Below are 19,467 nucleotides of genomic sequence, written 5' to 3'. Positions count from 1 at the left end.
GGTAAACTGCACATATGCCGTGATTCTTCTTTTAGTTTACTATTACATAGTGTAATTCGCTTTCATTAAAAAATTTTTCAATTACATGGTTTAATTCTTACACTATGTGGAAACGTTTCCATTACTTAAAACTTATTATACATACGCAGCAAATCATTTACAAGACTTTTTTGAAAATTCAATTAAATATTATAGAAATTCAAATTCAATTCTCTGAAATTGATTCAGAATCATCTATGTTTAAATTCTTTAACTCATTACTTACTACGAACCGCCATGGTTGATTCTCTTTCAACAAGAGTTGGATAAAGCATAAGCGTTTCTTTAAATATTTTCTTTTCCTTAAGTGATTTAACAATGATTTCTATTGCCCTTTGTCCCATTTCTTTAATAGGTGTATGAATAGTTGTCAGCATAGGAGACAAAATTTCTGCATATTGAGAATCATCAAAACCAACAACTGACAATTGTTCGGGAATTTTAATATTAAGCTCCCTTGCAGCTTTATAGATCCCCACAGCAATACTGTCGCTTCCAGCAAATATTGCTGTAGGTCTTTTGTTTTTTTGTAACAATTTCAATGCATTTTTGTACCCACTTTCAATATAAAACCTGTCAAAAATAACAAAATCGTCATTTATAGGAATTCCACTTTCATTCAATGCAAATTTGTATCCTTTATGCCTTTCAATTGATGAATAAGAATCAATTCCCCCAGAAATAAATGCAATATCTTTATGACCTTTTTCCAGAAGATGACTCGTCGCTCTATATCCACCATCAAAATTATCAACTAATATTTCATTAACAGTTAAGTTGTGGAATTTACTTCCTAAAATAACAATAGGTAGATCTGGAAATTTTTCCTTCACTTCTTTTATATTTTTATCCTTAACTTCGGGAGATGAAAAAATGATCCCATCGACTCCCTTTGCAATCAATAAGTGTATATACTCTACTTCTTTTTGTAAATTGTTATCAGTATTACACAAAAAAATGTTAAACCCATGACTATTTGCTCCATCTTCTATTGCTCTAGTCAGATCCGAATGAAAAATATTTTTAATATCGGGTATGATTAAACCAAGGGTTAATGTTTGTTTCTTGATCATTGCAGCAGCAACTAGACTCCCTGTATAACCTAGTTTTTTAACTGCATGAAGAACTTTTTCTTTCGTTTTTTCACTTGTATACCCACTCATATTTAGTACTCTCGATACAGTAGAAATTGAAACTCTAGCTTCCCTAGCGACATCTTTTATTGTTACCATCATTATCATCTCCTTATGGAAACGTTTCCCCATCTTTTTTACTATTGTTATAATTCTACAAAATTAGTCTATTTCCTCCTATATTTATCCAAAATCTTTTAAGACCTGCTGACTACTAGGAACAGTCGTTGTGGAAAGGACATGAAAACCCTTCCCATAGAAGTTTTATTTTTTCCGCTGATTCGTCTACCCAAGGCTTAGAAGCCAACTTTCTATTAGCTGAAGGTGTAAAAGTATTTGACCGGACATAGAACAAGTAAACAGTGCAAGGCACCTACCAAAATATTGGATGGTGTATGGCACTTTTGTTTATATTATTAGGCTTTCTTACAGGTTTTGTTCCTTCCTATACCTCCAAGCCTGAAATTACAACACCACCAGGTCCAGCATGAGTGCCGATTTTCTGGTCATTGAGAAAATCGGCTTTAGTTTTATCATAATTTTACCAATTCAAATTCTCTAAGAAAACCGCATTTAATTTTGATACGGTTCACCGTAATAAACACTTTAGGGTCGGTTCTCAGGGTTATATTAAAAAAGCAATCAGAACCGTCCCCATGGTCACCTAACAGTTCACAATACTGTAACATTTTCTTGCAAATCACCCTGTCCTTTTGCATCCTATTTCCATATATAGAGGGTAGAAAAGGCGGTGCATTTTTATGAATTTGAAATCTGGCAGAATCGAAGGGTTTGAGGGGTATTCTCAGTTTAAGAATGTGAAGGAGTTTAATACACATATAGAGATGTGGTTAGCTGTGAAGAAGCATGAGTTCTCGAAGGGTGAGCTCGTCGGATTAAAACGTCTGGTTCGTTTTTCTGCAAAAGTTCCCGGAGTTTGTAATGCAAAGATTGGAACTGTGTTAAAAGCGGTTAATGAAGAGTATCAAGGTAATGGAATCTCCCGCTCTACTTTTAAACGGATGATCATCAAAGCGAAGGATTTAGGAATCCTCACAGTCTATGAAACAGAACGGAAAAATGGTTCACAGTCTTCAAACCTTTATAGCTTTAATCGTTTCCCACAAGTTGAACCACCCAAGGCGAAAAAATTGGACCAGCCTAAAGAAACTAATAATCTTTTAAAAACAAATAAACAAAAGAGTAATAAACGTAACGAAGCGCCGATTGAACTCGATCACACTTTTGTTAGTGATAAAGTTCCTCAAGCTTTTGTTCAATCCGTAAAATACTTCTTTTCTGATGCTAAAACGATTGAAGAATACTGGCATATGGTCCAAATCGCTGCTTTTCGATTTGAATATGATCAAAATAAAGATGACATGCTTAGTATCGCAATTCAGTCCTTTAAGCAGCTAATCCGTAAACTGAAATCCACTAAATCCATAGTAAAACCAATTGCCTTCTTTTACGGAATTGTAACCACCAAATTAAAAGAACTCTTTCTCAATCAATTATTTGAAGTTCGTGAAAGTAAGCCGATACGCTATGTGCTCCAAACAGGCGAAGTCATGTACTATGACTGGCTACACACTAAATAAAAATAATGCGTTTTTCCCACCTGCTGGCATATATCAGAAATTTTGTTATTGGTTGACCGTAATAGTTTCTTTGCCTTTTCCATCTCATGTTGATGATGTATTCAAACAAGGTTAAACCCGTGTTTTTTTGAAAAGGCTGCTTAAATAGGCAGGACTGATATGGAGTCTCCCAAAAATTTCATCATGGCCGTTTGTTTGAGGGTAATTTTTTTTGAGTAATATTAAACCTCATAAGGTTTACTTGGATTGAATGAAATAAAAGTTCTTCTATCAAACGCTCACTGGATGAATTCCCACTAAAAATTATTTATGTTTTTCTCCGAATGTCAAAATGTGGTGATGATTCAAGAAATGACACTTGAAGGTGTAATTTTCTTCTCTATCATGACTTGAACACCTTTTCGCTTGGTTTTGTCTCGTATCATTTCAATGAAAGTCTCAAATGGAATTTGGATGAAGGTTTGCTTAATTGCCTTTTCCATACCAATCACCAATTTCCAACCAACATTCCTTCCAATGATAATTGTATGGATGTTTCTTTCTGAGCAATTTCCACCACTATAGCGCTACCTTTCTTTGGACAAGGGCAAATCAGTTTTGACGAAAATTCATCCTATAGTTTCTTCCATAAAAAGAGGAGGACCAAGTACATACCATGGTCCTCCTAGCTCTGTAATAATGATTACCTGGTGGTCAATCAAAAGTAGCCATCAAAAGTAGAATTAATTATGAAACACCAAGAAATTTAAAATGAAGGTCTTCTCTGTCTTTAAAATCCTCAGATGAATCGGAATAAACAATTTGCCCGTTATCAATGACATACACATAATCTGTTAAATCGATTGTAAACTTTAGATTTTGCTCTGCAAGTAATACGGCTACTTCCATTTGGTTAATCATGTTCTTTATCACTTCTTTTAATTCTTGAACAATAATCGGTGCAATTCCTTCTGTAGGTTCATCGAGTAAAATGAGTTTAGGTCTACCCACTACGCTTCTAGCTATGGATAAAATTTGCTGTTCTCCACCAGAAAGCTCAGAACCATTTCTCGTTCTTAGATCCTTTAATAGTGGAAAATTACTCCAAACCTCTTCAAGCTCTAAAGGACTTCTAATTTTTTTTATCGCATTCGCTGCGATCATAATATTCTCTTCGACCGTTAAATCCTTATAAATTCTCCGGTCCTCGGGTACATACCCAATCCCCATCCGAACTCGTTTATGTGTTTTCTCTTTGTTTATCGGCTGACCGCAATAACTGATTTCTCCTAATGCTTTTGGCATTAATCCCATTACGCTTTTCATTGTGGAGCTTTTTCCTGCACCATTCCTTCCTATTAATGCAACCCCTTGGCCTTGTTTGATCGTTAGGGAAACATTATGTAGTACATGACTGGAGCCATAATAGGAATTTAAATTATTGATTGTTAGCATTTGCTCCTCCTTATTTCCCTAAATAAATTTCTACTACCTTAGGATTGCGTTTTATTTCTTCAGGAACATCGGTTGTAACGATTTCCCCTCTGTTTAAAACGGTTATTCTATCAGCCAGAGAAAAAACTACGTTCATATCATGCTCTGTTATTACGACGGTCAAGCCTCGCGATTTATGAATTTTCTTGATTAATTTAATGGTATCCAAGGTTTCTTCCGGAGACATTCCGGCTGTTGGCTCATCAAGAAGCAGCATCGTTGGCTCCAATGTGATCGCCATCGCTAACTCCAGACGTTTTTTATCCCCATGGGATATTTCTGAAAGTAAGCGATCCTCGGTACCACTTAAACCAACCTCATCGAGCATTATTTTCATTTTCTCCTCATACTTCTTTAATGGAGATAAGAATCCCTTTAGAGTAAATTTCTTCTTAAGGATTTTATCATGTGCCATCAGTGAGATCAGAATGTTTTCTCTTATCGAAAGATTGTTGTATACATTGGGTACCTGGAAGCAACGACTAATTCCTTTTCTTGCTGCAAAATCCAGGCCTTTTCCATTCATATTTAATCCATTGAACGTAATCGTCCCTTTTTGTGCATGTAAATCGCCATTCATCACTCCAAATAGCGTACTTTTCCCTGCTCCATTTGGACCGATGATCGCATGAATTTCACCATCTGCAATAGTTAAGTTAACATCCTGAAGAACTTTTACTCCAGGATAATCCTTATATACCCCTTCGAGGTGTAGAGCCCCCATGTTACCCCACTCCTTTCAACTCTTCTGCTTTTCCTGTATTTTTGCTTCTCATTGATTTTTTAATCAATGATGTTAATTGTTTACTAACTCCAATCACACCACTAGGGAAAACGAGCACTGTCACTAAAAGAATGATACCCAAATACATATTTGCAGCACCGGAGTTAAGGGTGATTAAATGGAAGATTTCGAAAGTAAATGCACCCACTACAGGACCCCAAAAGCTATTAATACCCCCAATTAGGACAATAATGAGTGGTAACGCTGACTGTGTCCATGCAAGAGTTTCGGGTGTAATAATCCCTTCAAGCGGAGATAATAAGGAACCTGCTACCCCTCCAAAGAACCCCGAAATACCAAAAGCAACCATTTGATAGCGTTTCACATGTATCCCTAAGGAAGAGGTTCTTACCGAATTTTCTCGAATGGATCGTAAGAAATGCCCAAGAGATGAATTGGTTAAATAATATAGAATGGCAATTGACAGGATGACCGTAAATAAAATAACAAAATAATAGTTTTCTGGTCTGGATATATCTAATTCCCACCCAAAAATGTTAAGAGGCTTTGCTAATATACCAGGGATTCCATCCTGTCCTCCTAAGGCGGATGTCCGATAAATGATTAGATAGACTACTTGTGCCAATGAAAGTGTTAGCATGGCAAAATAGATCCCCGTTGATTTTAAGCATAAATAGCCAATAATTTGAGAAATGATAAATGCCGTAACACCGGCTAACAAGATTGCCAGAAATATAGAATAGCCTTTCTGGATTAAGAGTGCAGAAGTATAGGCGCCAATACCATAGAAAGCAGCATGTCCTAGTGAAAACATTCCCGCTGTTCTAGCAATAAATTGGAAGCTTGCAGCAAATAGAATCAGGATTAACAATCCACTTAACCGAAAAGTGAAAGCGTTGTTCATTACAAAAGGAGCTACAAAAAATAGTAAGAAAATAAAGATTAATAGAAGCTTTGTTTTTCGCATATTATCACGCCTTTCCCAATAACCCTTGTGGTCTAATCATTAAAATGATCGCCATGACAATATAGAACGTTATTCCTGTTAATACTGGTACATAGAAGCCTAAGAATGAATCTAAAACGCCAATGAGGACAGCTGCTATCAGGGCTCCATTAATATTTCCAAGTCCCCCCACGACAACGACGACAAAGGCTTGGATCACGATATTCACTCCCATGTTAGGCAACAAGGCAACCGTTGGAGCTAACAGACCTCCAGCAAATGCCGCTAAAAAGATCCCGATAATGAAGACAACGGTGAACAGTGCAGGAACATTGACTCCAAGGGAATTCGTCATCGTTTGATCCGCTGCCGCAGCTCGAATGATTTTTCCTAAGTTCGTGTGATTCATCATATACCAAAGAAGGAACATAACAGCTAACCCAATCACGCAAATTAAGATCGAAAAGAGCGGAACGGATATCCCTAAGATGGAAATGGTCGTATTTAAACTTGCAGGAAGTGGCAGGGATAAAGGTGAGGAACCCCAATACTTTTCAACCCCACCTTCAATCATTAACAAAATCGCATAGGTGGCTAAAACCATATAAAATTCATCAGCTTTATACATCTTTCTCAAAACAAAGACTTCCATGGCCCATCCAATAAGAGCAATGATGATACTTGAGACGAAAATAAATAAAAATAATCCTGTTACCGTTTCAAACTTACCAACAAAAAAGAACATCGTTAGGTAGCTTCCTAACATCACAAAAGAGCCATGCGCGAAATTGATTACATGCAAAACACCATAAATGAGCGTTAATCCTGCGGCAATCATAAATAATACAGCAGCTTGTGTTAACCCGTTAACAAGTGGTAGCAGTACCACATCCATTTATTTCCCGCTCCTTTTTAGGAAAAGAAACGAGAGAGAGTCTCTCTCGTTTCTTTTCATCATTATTTTAAAGGTGCCATTACTTCCGAACCTGGAACAATTTCTATATCGGCAATTTTCCAGCCTTTATCACTATTATCTGGTTCAATTTTCAACCAAACGATATCTTTGATTGCCTGATGGTCTTCTTTTCTAAATTCTCTCGTTCCCGTAACGGAATCAAACTTCATGCCTTCGAGTGTTTTGATTAACGTTTTTGTTTCAAGAGATTTTGCTTTTTCGATCGCTTCCTTATAGGCAAAGAGAGAGACATAGGTTTCCGAGTTATAACCATTTGGTTCGACCTTGTACTTTTCCTTAAATTTCTCGACAAACTTTTTATTCAATTCATTATCATAGGCTTCCGGATGGTAGTGAACGCCTGACCATTCTGGGTGCATTTCCTTCCCTAGTGCAGAGGAGATATCACCTTCGTTAGAATTAAGAACAAAGAGATCTAATTGATTAAAGAAATCATAGGGAGCGGCCTGTTTCGACATCGTGATCGCATCCCCTGAATAAAGAGCACTAAACACGGCCTGTGGCTTAGCAGCTAGGACACTAGCAATGTCATTCTTAAAGTCAGTGGCTCCAAACTTTGGCCATGATTCTTTGACTACTTCATATTTCGGATTAATTTTCTTCATTTGATTGTTGAACGCATCCCACGATGCATGGCCATAAGCATAATCAGGTGAAAAGTTTGCCCACTTCGTAAGCTCAGGGTATTTCTCATAAAATAAATTAGCAGCAGATGTGTTTCTCATATATGCATTGTCACTTATCCGAAACACATTTGGACTAAAGTTCTCTCCTGTGATCGCGTCATCTCCAGCAGCAGCAATCATAATCAACGCATCCTCCTGCTCTAATACCGGAGGCAATGCAAGTGCTACACCACTACTTACTACACCAGTAAAAATCTTAACGCCTTCCTGAGTCAAATCACGAACTGCCTGAATCCCATCTTTTGGATTTCCTTTTGTATCCTTGCTAAGTAACTCGACCTCCTGGCCGTTGATTCCACCTTCTTCATTGATGATTTCAACCGCTAGCTCTGCCCCTTTTAACATGTCTTGACCGACGCCGCCCACGGCACCACTTAATGCACCGATAAAACCAATTTTTAACGCTTTTTTATTATCCCCCTCAGATTTTGTATCTTCAGAGTTAGTGGATGATTGATTACTACTACAACCTGTAAGAAGTAAAACAAGTATTAAAAATATTAGTAGAAATGGGTTTTTGCTTCCGAATAACTTCATAAATCTACCCCCTGCATATTGATCATAATCGTTAGATCGTCTTGAATACTGGTTTTCGCTTTTCAATAACTGCCCTTACTGCTTCTTTCGATTCCTCATACCCTGATAATTCACACGTAAATTGCTGCTCAAATTCATAGCCGCTTTTCAAGTCCATATATTCACAACCATTTAAACTTTTTCTGGCCATCCTAACCGCATTTTGGCTCTTACTCGCAATCTTTTGTGCCCACTTCAAACTTACTCGTAACAAATCCTCTTGAGCGGTGATCTCTGTGATAGCACCGTATTTACTAATTTCTTCGACTGAAACTGCCTCTCCCGTAAAATACATTCTACGCATGACCATTTCAGGTACGATTCTAGCTCCAAACTTCGCTCCTCCTAACACCCCTACATTAATTTCAGGAAGAGCAAACTTTGCATTTTCTGAAGCGATGATTAAATCACAGCTGGCCGCAAGCGCAAATCCCGTCCCTAGGGCAGCACCATTCACCGCTGCAATCACAGGGATGTCACAGCCATAAATGGCCCAGAAGGCTTCACGGACTTCCCTCATTCTATCCACACCATTTTCTGGAGTCATACTAACAAATTCATGTAAGTCATTTCCTCCACAAAATACTTTTCCTTCAGCCGTAAGGATCGCTACATTCGCTTCATTTTTGTTTTTTCCAAGGCTGGTAAACACTTCTTTTAATTCCTTATACATCTCTTGACTTACGGCATTTACTGGTGGTCTATTTAATGTGATAATGGCGATTTTGTTTTCAATCGAAACATCTAAAAATTGATAATTCATTTTCATTTCCCCTTTCATTACCATGAAGTCTGTCCTCCATCCACTGCAATTACCTGCCCGGTTACATAATTAGCAGCTGCGGAGGCTAAAAATACAATCACACCTTCTAAATCTTGCTCTTCACCGGCGCGTTTGGCCGGTATTAGATCCTCGATGATTTCTGTCTGCGTTTCAATCAATCTAGCCGTCATCCTGGTCTTGAAAATTCCTGGAGCTATCGCATTGACACAGATCCCTTTATCTGCCCACTTAACGGCCAGTTCCTTTGTTAATAAAATCAAGCCGCCCTTGGAAACTCCATAGGCTGTTGTTTTAATGGGTCTACGCATTCCACGAAAACCTGCAACTGATGCGATATTAATAATCTTTCCGCCACCGTTTTCTACCATTATTTTTCCAACTGCCTGTGCACAATAAAAGGCACCGGAGAGATTGGTATCGATTATTTTTTGCCAGTGTCGTTCCTCTAGGAACAAGGGATCGTCCTCTGCAATTCGTCCAGCATTGTTTACTAGGATAGTAATCTTCCCAAACTCCTCTATGATTCTATTAACACTTTTCTCCACTTCCTGCTTGTTGCTAATATCGCAAACCAAGCTTAAACATTGAATATTTTCTTTTTCCAATGACTGCCTTGCTTCTTGCAATTTCTGTTCATTTCGTCCGCATATCGCTACCCTTGCACCATTCCTGCCAAGCGCCCTAGCCATCATGAAACCAAGCCCACTCGATCCACCGGTTACAAAAGCCACTTGTCCATCTAAGTCAAACAAATTGGTTGGCATTTAGATGCTTGCTCCCGATAGTTCAAGCTCCTGTAAATGATTCCTTCTTAAATCGATGCTTGTAGTTTGTGGGCAATCATTTATTTGTTCAATCGCCAATGCATTTCGGTAAAAATGTTGCATATCATATTCCATCATAAATCCGTATCCGCCTGCCATTTGAACGGAAGCGGTGGCACAGTTCTTATATACTTTTGTAGAATACTTTAAACAGAGGATTGAAGATTCGAGAGTATGCCCATTGGTTAGCTCCCAGCCTAGCTGTCTTGTAAAAAGGAGCGCAGCGTCACACATGGTTTGCAGGTCAGCTGCCCAATGACTTAAGGCTTGAAAACTGCTTATTGGTTTCCCAAATTGTTCTCTTGTATTCATGTAATCGATTGCTAGGTCCAATGAACTCTGCGCTGCACCAGTCATATAGGAAGCATTGAAAAGTCGACCGACTGCACGAGGTTTCTGAAGGACCTCTTCCGATCGTCCAACATCACATAATCGAAAGTGATCTGGAATGACGATATTTTCTAAATTTACTCGTGCAACGGGTCTGTTATCTATGAAATCAAGTGGAACTGTATTTACTTTCTCTTTTGGTATATAAAATAATGTTCCTGAGGCTGAGCAGATAAAGCTATCTGCTTCTGCACCGAAGGAAATAACTTTTGCCGTACCATGTAGGTTCCAGTTTTCGTGGTTCTCTTTATCTGCTATAATATGGTTGTCAGTATCAATGAAGGAGATTATTTTCTGGCCGGAGATAATCTCTTCCACTTCTTTTTTCCAAGTTGAGGTTTCTTGACTTGCTAATACCGAACCCGCCATCACTACCGTCTCATAAAAGGGTGAATGTGTTAAGCTTTTCCCTAACTCCAGTCCTGCAATCTGGATTAATTCATAGTCTAAACCAAATCCACCTAATTCCTCTGGTATTCCTAAACTTAATACGCCCAAATCTGCTAAACTCTTCCAAAGATCTTTTGAATAACTGTTTTTTGCAGCCTCAGTATTCTCCAAAAGCTTTCTCAATGATTGTTGGAACATTTCTTGCTCTTTGTTTAAATTAAAGTCCAAATACTGCCACTCCCTTCTATTTTTTACTAGATAAATGCAATTTCCTTTTTGCAATAATTTCTCTTTGTATCTGTGAGGTACCAGCTACAATGGTTCCCATCGCTGCAGAACGATAATTCTCCTCAAACAAGCCATTACATACATTGTGTAAACTTCTATGTGTAAGCAGTGTATTTTTTCCTATTACTTCGATCGCTGTGTTACATACCTTCTTTAGCAGCTCTGTTGAATATAATTTAGCCATGGATGCTTCGGAATTTGGCACCTTCCCTTCTGCCTGCATTAATGGAACACGGTAAGCTAGTAACCGGGCAGCCTTCACTTCTGCTAATAATTCATTTAATCTCTCAGAAACCCAATGCTGTGGTTCTAAACAATCAGGTTTTTCTTTATTTAAGAACTTAATCGTTTCGTCCAATATCCTTCGAGCTTTGCCTACATAAACGAGCCCTGATCTTTCAATATCCAATGCAAGCGCTAGTCCTTTCCACCCTTCATTCTCGTTACCGATTCGATTCGATTCATCGATGATGACATTTTCAAAATATACGGTATTAACCCTATACCCTCCTAACGTCCATAATGGACCCACTTCAATACCTTTTGTTTTCATATCAACAATAAAGAGGGAAATTCCCTTATGTTTCGGTGCATTCACATCTGTTCGAGCAGCTAAAATGCAGTAGTCCGCAATATGAGCATTCGTTGTAAAGATTTTCTGCCCATTAATCACATACCGATCTCCGTCCTTAACAGCCCTTGTTTTAAGCGAGGCAAGATCGGAACCTGATCCTGGTTCCGTATATCCCATACATAATTGGATATTTCCTTCGATCACACCTGTTACAAGCTCACGTTTTTGTTCTTCATTTCCTAATAACAAAATGGAATGTGTCAGGATATTATTAATTTCATTCGACATCATCGGCGCCATGTAATAGGCTGTTTCTTCCCTAAAAATCCCCATTTCAATTTGCTGTTTTCCTAATCCTCCATATTCCTTTGGAAAATCCAACCCAATCCAGCCCTTTTCTGCCAGCTTTTTATAAAAGCTAGGTGAATGTTCATCTCCTTTCGAATAAATTTCTTCCATCATTTCTGGAGTTACTTCTTTTTCACAAAATGCTCTTACCTCATCCCTAAATGCAAGCTGTTCGTCTGTAAAAGCAAAATTCATTTTTAACCTCCTATTATTTCCTTTATTTGTTCCCGCAGTAAATATTTTTGAATTTTACCACTGGCGGTTTTTGGTAATTCCGAGACGATTTCTAGTCTTTCAGGATATTTTTGCTTGGCAATTTCCTTCGTCCCTAAATAGAGAATCATTTCATCCCAATCCAAGGTAAACCCATCATGAACCACTACAAATGCACATGATTTTTCAACTAGGATGGGATCTGGCATCCCCACTATCACCACTTCCTTTACGGCGGGATGTTCATACAGAATATCTTCCATTTCCTTAACACTCATTTTTTCTCCACCACGGTTAATGATGTCCTTAATTCTTCCGGTAATATAGATGTAGCCCTCATCATCCATATGTGCCAAGTCCCCTGTTTTAAACCAGCCATCTTTTGTAAAACTATCCTTATTAAGAGAATGATCGAGGTAACCTAGAAACATTTCAGGCCCTCTCCAATGAACTTCACCTTGTTGACCTGGTAAGCACAATTCTCCTCTTTCATTCACAATCCGCCCTTCCGTAGGATGCATCCATCTACCATCTGATGCACATCTTTTCTCTGAATGATCGTGTATGTTCGTACAGGTAGCGGAAGGTAGCTCAGTGGCACCATATTGACGAACAACGGTGCAATTTAATTCGATCGATGCCTTCTCAATCAAACTAGATGGCATATCGGCACCACCGCAGCAAATATATCGGAGAGACGATAAATCATATTTGTGTCTATGTGTTGAAGATAATATCCCCTGTAGGAAAGGAGTGGCAAAGATCATAAAGCTGCAACGATGTTTTGCGATCGATTCAACCGCATATTCTGCGTCCCATTGGTCTTGAAGGACCACCTTTCCACCTAATAAAAATGGCATATTTAACCCGCAAAGGATCCCGGTAATATGAGTAATGGGTGAAGGATTAAAGATTACATCCCTTTCATTTAAGTTAAACCAGTCCATCATGTATTGTGTATCGTAAAGAATGGTATTATGGTTATGAAGAGCCCCTTTTGGGTTAGCAGTCGTTCCTGAGGTATATAATAATAGTAATAAATCATTCGCTTTTGGAGGTTCTATTGTTTGAAGATTTACTTTATTCTCCCAATCTGTTTCTATAAAGGATTGAAAACTAGTAAAGTTAGAAGTTTCTTTTCCTAGTACAATTGTCGTGATTGGATGCGATAGCTCAGAGGTGATTTTTTCATACATGGATACATAATCATGGTTCCTATACCTATCTGGAATAAAAATAACTTTAGATTTTGCTTGATTTAATATAAACCGTAATTCCTTCCCTCTATAGATAGGGATAATTGGATTTGCAATCGCACCAAGCCGTGCGATTCCGTGATAGATATAAAAAGCTTCTAATCGATTGGGAAGCTGGAATGAGACGACATCTCCTCGCCTTACACCTAAATGATAAAGTCCTGCCGCACACCTTAACGATTTATCCTCAATCTCTTTATATGTTGCAGAACGTTGTTCGTCTACGACCGCAATTTCATTCGGGTAAAGTTTTGCACATTTTGCGACATATTCAGATACAATCCTGTTCTTCCAATGTCCGTCCTTCACATATCTTTCCGTTAAATCCTTGTCTAGTAATCTACCTTTCACCTATTTTCCTCCTCTATTTATTTTTAACCATAATGACTGGACTTTATTGTCTAGCAGACCTTCCTCCATCTACCGGTATGATACAACCCGTTAAATAGGATGAATCTTCAGACGCAAGAAACATGATCGTTTTGCCAATGTCTTCAGGTAAGCCTACTCTTCCTAATGGAGTGCTAGGATACCCCACTTCTTCTTGTGCCTTTTCCGTAAGGGGAGTTTTTATAGAACCGGGACAAATCGCGTTTACTCGAATATGATGTTTGCCAAACTCTATTGCCATCGACTTCGTAAGAGAAATAATGCCTCCCTTACTCGCCGTATAGGCATCCATGTTTTTCCAACCCCTAAGTGCAGCCATAGACGATATATTAATAATGGATCCTCCATTATTTTCAACCATATATGGGATGGCAAATTTGGAACATAAATAGACACTTTTTAGATTGATAGAGATAATTTTGTCCCATATTTCCTCTTCAAGATGAACGACGTCCGAATCCTTATCTGGCCACCAGACCCCAGCGTTATTGCATAGAACATCTAGTTTTCCAAATCTCTCTTTTGTTTCTGTCATAAGCCCTTGGACATCAGATGCTTTCGATACGTCCCCTATGATAGCGGTTACATTTACTCCCAGATTTACTAATTCTGCTTCTACTTCTCTTAACTTCGCTTCGTTAATATCATTGACGACAAGCGTAGCATTTTTTTCAGCAAAAAGAGCTGCTGTCCTTCTTCCAATACCTGACGCAGCACCAGTAATAACAACCACTTTATCCCTCATTTTTATTAGCTCCTTATTTATTTGAAGTTTTAGCGATTCCATGTTTAATAAATGTCATCACTTCTTCCACCATATCTTCTGTTATCTCACGGTTTTCCCATAATACCCATTTCATCCCCAGGTAATCTGTAATACCCATAAAGATATAAACGAGCATATCTGGATCTAATTCCCGTATCTCACCATTTTCCTGAGCTACTGATAGTCCTTCAATATAGCCCTTGGTAAAGGTCTCAAAGTAATTCCGATGAAGCTGTTCATCTACAAATTCTGCTTGACGAAATAATCTAAATAAATAGCGGTGTTTGCTTAAGAAACTGAAAAATACTTCGAATCCCTTTTTTTCTAGTTCAAGTCGATCATCAATGCCTTGTGTTGCTATTTTAATTTCCATTCTAAGCTGTTTTTGCATTCCCATTACAAGCTCTCGAAAAATATCCTCTTTCGATTGAAAATATGTATAAAATGTACCTTGGGAAACCTTTGCCTTTTTTGTCAAATCTGTGATTCCTGCTTGAAAGAAACCCATCTCACCAAAAACCTCTTCAGCAGCCATGAGTAATTTTTGCTTTGTTTTTGTTCCACGGTCAGTTTTTGGGATTGAACTTTGAGAAAACGTGTATTCACTCATTCTTGCACAACCTTTTTTATAAACTTGAAAGTTGAATCACCTTTCAAGTTTATAGTAATTTATACATGGTTATTTGTCAATATATTCTTAATAATCTAAAAAAATAATAACATCATTACGATGTAGACGGTGTGACCGGGTGACCGTGGGGACGGTTCTTTTGGTTTTATCTGGCCAGGAGAACCGTCCCCAGGATTCAGACTAGACTTTCATCCTAATAAATTTAAGTAAAAGTTTCCATAAATTCTTTGTACATCCGATATTGGAATCTTAACTCCCTATCATTTAATATTGAAATGATGAAGGAAGACTCTTTTTCAATGGAGGTTTGATATGGATCATACTTTGAAAGTTCTAAAATGGGCAAAAGAAATGAGCAACGAAACTGAGATTGTAAAAATGTTTTGGGATGAGTTAGTTACCAAATTAGGTTTAAATAAATCTGCAACAGCAGAAGAAATTCTAGATGAAATTCGTCTCTTTGGCTCAAGCAGTTTGTTCTGGCTTACAGACATACATCGAAATGTAATCCTAGGGCATCGTGAAAATGTTAATAGGATAAAATCGCAGGATTAACAGCTGCAAATTTTAATGCTCGAAAATGATGGATTAAAAAGATGGATAGAGTATGCTCTTATTGACTGATTCAGTTTCAATGAATCTATATGGACAAGAAACTTTATCCTCGTTGTTCGTGTATTTTTGTACAAATGACCAATGACAAATAGCCATTGGTCCACCTGATTAACCCCGATAGATTAAAACATTTAGGTATTTGGTCTGTTAATCCCCCTTCTCATAAGTCTTTATTTCATTTACTGCCCAATCCAATATTTCATAGAAATTCTTTCTAGCTTCTTCCGTTTTTAATTTTTCCCATGAAAATGAAGGCCGTTTGTTTAAGCAATTATCTGTGATTTCAACACCCAATAATTCTTTTAATTTAAATTGAAACTCCTTCCTTTTATCCAAATCAGAGAATGGTGGATAAAACTTTAAATGCTGGAATTGAAGTTCAAATGCACCATACGTCCACATACAAAATAAGTTATGACTATTTACACCGTCATACAAAAAGAAAATCGAGCCACTTTTTTGACCCAGACCATACCATATACGATAAGGACCGGTTGAAAGATGATTAAAAATATCCTGGTATACCGCTCTTGCCTCAGTGCCTAGTTTATTGCTAATTTCATTCATAACAAGTTCTTCGTTCCATTGTCGCTTTGATGCAGGCTTCTTCGTTAGTTTTGCATTAGTGGTTGAACCAATCACCCGCGGTACAAGTGTTTTGATATTATTGTCTACATTTAGGAATTGTCTAATTTCAATACCAAGGACCTCCGATTTTGTCTTCTGGTCATTCATAAACTCAATGATTCTCCTTAATTCCTCTGGAATCTCATCTGCTACAAATAACATTCGGATTACACCACTACGTAGATTCTCTTGAACCTTGGACCAGAATTCTTCAATAACAGCCTCATCTTCTGCTTCTATGCCAAGTAAGTCGTTGAGAACCTGAATCGAATCTTTTCCATCTTTTACATACTTTTCAATAAAAGCATTTTGGATGGTCCCAATTGGCCAGTACTTTGTGGCATTTGCTGCATAATCCAACATCTGCCCCACCACTTCTCTTCGAATTCGGGAATCTGAGCTCCGCTTTACCTCAATGAATGTGGGAATACAGTCCTGATCAATAAAGAAATGATCAATGCGCCAATGGGAAGCTCCATTCATTACGGAGGGTATCCCGAACTCTCTAGCAATCGGTATCCATCTTCTTGGGTTTTCCGGATTCATTTGATCACCCGCAAGCAGATCAGGGTAGCTATCTAGTAGTTCTTGAAGTATCTCTTCAGAGTCATAAGAAGTCTCTTCCATTTTCACCAAAGTGTTATCTTCCTTGATAATAAAAATGCTGCCTTTATACATCAATCTGACCTCCGTTCCTATTGAAGCTATAATTTCGAAATCATTTATATCTTTTCTGGCTGTACAATAAAAAGAAGCAGTGACTGCCTGCTTCTCATTTTATCTTCAGGTTTATTATATTATTTTGATTGTGGTGTCTCAGTTCTCTCATTTTTGTTCTACAATCCTAATAGTTCTTTTTTCTTTTTATCAAATTCTTCTTGAGTAAGAATATCCATATCTAATAGTTCTTTCAATTCTTTAACTTGTTCCACTGGTGATTTTCCTTCTGACTCGTTACCAGCGGTGGCAGCATTTTTGTTTTGGGCGATTTTCGCTTCAATGTAATCTTTTATTTCCTTCGCATCAGCTAGTTTATCTTTTTTGAACTTAATTGCGTTTTGTGGCTGATCTACAGTACGAGCCATACCCAGAATGGATGTCCGGGGTGTGGTTAACTGAAGATAGCCTTTTGATCCTAGGGAAGGCTCTTTGTATTTGATGGCTGTGATTTGGTTATAAAAAACCTTAGTATCTCCACGCATCATTTTGTGAATCATCAAATCATTCGTTCCTCTTCGGAAAACTACTGAATCATCCTCTATTAGCACAGTTGTCTTAGGGTCCTTGAATTGATACTCTTTTTGCAAATTGAGTTCCTCCTCAACACACATAAGGGGTAAATTAAACTTCCTTCAATTCAGTTACAATCCTTTTATTGATATTGTTTTCTTCTACTAAATATTAATACTTTTGAGGACCGTGGGGGACGGTTCTTCTGGCCAGATTTCTTGAGAACCATCGTTCCGGAAAGACCATGAGAACCGTCCCTATGGAACCCTAAACCTCTAAGCCTGAAATTCCAACACCGCCAGGTCCTGCATGAGTTGAAATCATTGCGCCAGCTTGAATCCATTTTACATTTTTGAAACCATTTTCATTCGCAATTTCACCCATCCGCTGCTTGATCCTTTCATCGAGACCGATTGAGAATAAAAGGTAAAGCTGCTCTCTATTAATGTCGTATTGATCTAAATAATCTCGCATGAGTTTTTCTGAAACTGCATCCATACTCCCGCGATATTTTTTTGTTGAAGTAAGATTTCCATCCATTAATTCAATCCGCGGCTTTATTTTTAACAGTGCCCCACCGAGATAAGCTAGATTACTAACTCGTCCTCCTGCTCTTAAAAAATCTAAGCTGCCTGGGACGAAAGCTAGTCTTGATTTAGGAACCACTGATTTTATCTTCTCTACTAAGCGTTCAGGGTCAATGGAAGGTTCATTCTCTAATAAGGTTACAGCATACATCACAATCGCCGTTAATCCGCCTGTAACGTTCAAAGCATCAATTAGAAAAATATCATTCAACTCTTCAGTTGCGATAATCGCATTTTGGAAGGAAGAAGATGCCTTCGAAGTATAACCAATATGTACAATGATGCAATCAGGAAAATCATTTTTGATCTTAGTAAAAAACTCAAGGTATTCATGCGAATTGGTAGATGTTGTTGAGGGTATTTTCTTTGTCCGTTCGTAATAGTCATAAATGTCCGTTACAGGTAACGAACCATCTAAATAATCCTTTCCATCCATAATTACGTGCATCGGGACCACTTGAACATTATGTTTTTCAGCTAATTCTTCTGGTAAATCCGCACCGCTCTCTGTTGTTAAAATAATTCTTCTCATCCATATCCCCCACTCCAATATAAACCCATTAAGAATTCGTATTTCATTTTTATTCTTCTCTACTATACATGAATAATGAGTACTTAGGGACGGTTCTCTTGGTTATATTAAAATGGCCACCAGAACCGTCCCCATGTTCATGAATAATATAATATACCCCTTTAAAGGAGCGTTTGGGAATATGACTATTCGTGGAGAAGACCTTCTAATTTCAGGAGCATGGTTACTAGCTGTTGGTTCACTTACAGATACAATCGGGCAGACACAGCAAACTTTCACCCACAGCGATCTGGGCAAAGATTTAATCATAAAAGGAAATGGGATTGAAGCTTTCGGAAATTCGTTGCAAGCCATCGGGAGAACTAAGCTGTTAAAATCTGAAAGGGAGCTTTCTCAAATATATGCTATCTTCGGTGCTTGGCTTGAGGCAGCTGGTAATACTACAAATTCAGTTGGAGTAAGTATTGACATGAATGGAGCTGAGGAAGAGGGAATAAAAATAGATACCCTTGGCAGTGGAGTACAAGGTCTTGGTGCAGCTTTTGAAGCAATAGGTGCATTCCTTGAAGAGGATTCATCCTATAGGATCCTTGCTATTACAGGAAATAGCTTCATTTCTTTAGGCTCTTTTTTAGAAGCAATGGGTAACATTTATGTTATAAACGAAAAAAATGGAATGGGTGACCAGATTCTATTTGTTGGTAGCTGGATTCAATTTATAGGTGCACTGATATTAATCAATGCCATTACCCTTGAGGTTGAACATATGGAACACGATGAAAATACAAAAAATGAAAACGGTGATTCTTACCACTATTCATATAAAAATTATTCCAAGTGAACCTAT

Annotated in this window: 20 protein-coding genes; 3 read left to right on the top strand and 17 right to left on the bottom strand. The window is 37.9% G+C overall.

Annotated elements, in window-relative coordinates; translation table 11 throughout:
* Window positions 1-257: 257 nt before the first annotated feature.
* A complete protein-coding gene (locus tag QNH48_RS14715) occupies window positions 258-1,274 on the bottom strand; it encodes a LacI family DNA-binding transcriptional regulator (RefSeq protein ID WP_283955570.1) in 1,017 nt (338 codons plus the stop codon).
* A gap of 659 nt (window positions 1,275-1,933) precedes the next feature.
* Between QNH48_RS14715 and QNH48_RS14710 the strand changes: the two genes are divergently transcribed.
* Window positions 1,934-2,773, top strand: coding sequence for a hypothetical protein (locus QNH48_RS14710; RefSeq protein WP_283955569.1), 840 nt, complete (start codon window positions 1,934-1,936; stop codon window positions 2,771-2,773).
* Between the two features lie 344 nt (window positions 2,774-3,117).
* On the opposite strand, the gene QNH48_RS14705 is transcribed toward QNH48_RS14710, so the two are convergent.
* The 13 genes from QNH48_RS14705 to QNH48_RS14645 all read right to left on the bottom strand — a co-directional run bounded on the left by QNH48_RS14705 (window position 3,118) and on the right by QNH48_RS14645 (window position 15,008).
* Window positions 3,118-3,255, bottom strand: coding sequence for a hypothetical protein (locus QNH48_RS14705; protein ID WP_283955568.1), 138 nt, complete (start codon window positions 3,253-3,255; stop codon window positions 3,118-3,120).
* Window positions 3,256-3,499: 244 nt separating this feature from the next.
* A complete protein-coding gene (locus QNH48_RS14700) occupies window positions 3,500-4,207 on the bottom strand; it encodes an ABC transporter ATP-binding protein (RefSeq protein ID WP_283955567.1) in 708 nt (235 codons plus the stop codon).
* Window positions 4,208-4,217: 10 nt separating this feature from the next.
* Window positions 4,218-4,970 (bottom strand): ABC transporter ATP-binding protein, encoded by a 753-nt coding sequence (locus tag QNH48_RS14695; RefSeq protein WP_283955566.1) that lies wholly within the window; start codon window positions 4,968-4,970, stop codon window positions 4,218-4,220.
* A gap of 1 nt (window position 4,971) precedes the next feature.
* Window positions 4,972-5,958 (bottom strand): branched-chain amino acid ABC transporter permease, encoded by a 987-nt coding sequence (locus tag QNH48_RS14690; RefSeq protein ID WP_283955565.1) that lies wholly within the window; start codon window positions 5,956-5,958, stop codon window positions 4,972-4,974.
* A gap of 4 nt (window positions 5,959-5,962) precedes the next feature.
* Window positions 5,963-6,832, bottom strand: coding sequence for a branched-chain amino acid ABC transporter permease (locus tag QNH48_RS14685; protein WP_283955564.1), 870 nt, complete (start codon window positions 6,830-6,832; stop codon window positions 5,963-5,965).
* 62 nt (window positions 6,833-6,894) lie between these two features.
* Window positions 6,895-8,136, bottom strand: coding sequence for an ABC transporter substrate-binding protein (locus tag QNH48_RS14680; RefSeq protein WP_283955563.1), 1,242 nt, complete (start codon window positions 8,134-8,136; stop codon window positions 6,895-6,897).
* Between the two features lie 31 nt (window positions 8,137-8,167).
* Window positions 8,168-8,962 (bottom strand): enoyl-CoA hydratase-related protein, encoded by a 795-nt coding sequence (locus QNH48_RS14675; protein ID WP_283955562.1) that lies wholly within the window; start codon window positions 8,960-8,962, stop codon window positions 8,168-8,170.
* The gene (locus QNH48_RS14670; RefSeq protein WP_283955561.1) at window positions 8,956-9,723 is read right to left on the bottom strand and encodes an SDR family NAD(P)-dependent oxidoreductase; all 768 of its coding nucleotides are present in this window, start codon (window positions 9,721-9,723) and stop codon (window positions 8,956-8,958) included. The genes QNH48_RS14675 and QNH48_RS14670 overlap by 7 nt, the downstream gene beginning before the upstream one ends.
* Window positions 9,724-10,791, bottom strand: a complete 1,068-nt coding sequence (locus QNH48_RS14665; RefSeq protein WP_283955560.1) for an acyl-CoA dehydrogenase family protein — start codon at window positions 10,789-10,791, stop codon at window positions 9,724-9,726.
* A 16-nt stretch (window positions 10,792-10,807) separates the two neighbouring features.
* A complete protein-coding gene (locus tag QNH48_RS14660) occupies window positions 10,808-11,968 on the bottom strand; it encodes an acyl-CoA dehydrogenase family protein (RefSeq protein ID WP_283955559.1) in 1,161 nt (386 codons plus the stop codon).
* Between the two features lie 2 nt (window positions 11,969-11,970).
* Window positions 11,971-13,593 carry an AMP-binding protein gene (locus QNH48_RS14655; protein ID WP_283955558.1) on the bottom strand — a complete coding sequence of 541 codons (1,623 nt, stop codon included), beginning with the start codon at window positions 13,591-13,593 and terminating at the stop codon, window positions 11,971-11,973.
* Window positions 13,594-13,636: 43 nt separating this feature from the next.
* Window positions 13,637-14,377 carry an SDR family NAD(P)-dependent oxidoreductase gene (locus tag QNH48_RS14650; protein ID WP_283955557.1) on the bottom strand — a complete coding sequence of 247 codons (741 nt, stop codon included), beginning with the start codon at window positions 14,375-14,377 and terminating at the stop codon, window positions 13,637-13,639.
* Window positions 14,378-14,390: 13 nt separating this feature from the next.
* On the bottom strand, window positions 14,391-15,008 hold the full coding sequence (locus QNH48_RS14645; RefSeq protein WP_283955556.1) for a TetR/AcrR family transcriptional regulator: 618 nt from the start codon (window positions 15,006-15,008) through the stop codon (window positions 14,391-14,393).
* Between the two features lie 333 nt (window positions 15,009-15,341).
* On the opposite strand from QNH48_RS14645, the gene QNH48_RS14640 reads away from it, so the two are divergent.
* Window positions 15,342-15,584: a hypothetical protein gene (locus tag QNH48_RS14640; RefSeq protein ID WP_283955555.1), complete on the top strand. Its 243-nt coding sequence runs from the start codon at window positions 15,342-15,344 to the stop codon at window positions 15,582-15,584.
* Between the two features lie 207 nt (window positions 15,585-15,791).
* Here the strand turns inward: QNH48_RS14640 and QNH48_RS14635 are convergent, their stop codons facing one another.
* The 3 genes from QNH48_RS14635 to QNH48_RS14625 form a co-directional block, all read right to left on the bottom strand.
* Window positions 15,792-16,949 carry a hypothetical protein gene (locus tag QNH48_RS14635; RefSeq protein WP_283955554.1) on the bottom strand — a complete coding sequence of 386 codons (1,158 nt, stop codon included), beginning with the start codon at window positions 16,947-16,949 and terminating at the stop codon, window positions 15,792-15,794.
* 158 nt (window positions 16,950-17,107) lie between these two features.
* Window positions 17,108-17,578, bottom strand: coding sequence for an SHOCT domain-containing protein (locus tag QNH48_RS14630; protein WP_283955553.1), 471 nt, complete (start codon window positions 17,576-17,578; stop codon window positions 17,108-17,110).
* A 190-nt stretch (window positions 17,579-17,768) separates the two neighbouring features.
* Window positions 17,769-18,620, bottom strand: coding sequence for a DegV family protein (locus tag QNH48_RS14625; RefSeq protein ID WP_283955552.1), 852 nt, complete (start codon window positions 18,618-18,620; stop codon window positions 17,769-17,771).
* Between the two features lie 181 nt (window positions 18,621-18,801).
* On the opposite strand from QNH48_RS14625, the gene QNH48_RS14620 reads away from it, so the two are divergent.
* A complete protein-coding gene (locus QNH48_RS14620) occupies window positions 18,802-19,461 on the top strand; it encodes a DUF6944 family repetitive protein (RefSeq protein ID WP_283955551.1) in 660 nt (219 codons plus the stop codon).
* The last annotated feature ends 6 nt before the right edge of the window (window positions 19,462-19,467 follow it).

It is taken from the genome of Neobacillus sp. YX16, from assembly GCF_030123505.1.
Taxonomy (GTDB): domain Bacteria; phylum Bacillota; class Bacilli; order Bacillales; family Cytobacillaceae; genus Neobacillus.
The sequence above is the reverse complement of the archived record's forward strand: the minus strand, read 5'-3'. Positions and strand labels throughout refer to the sequence as shown.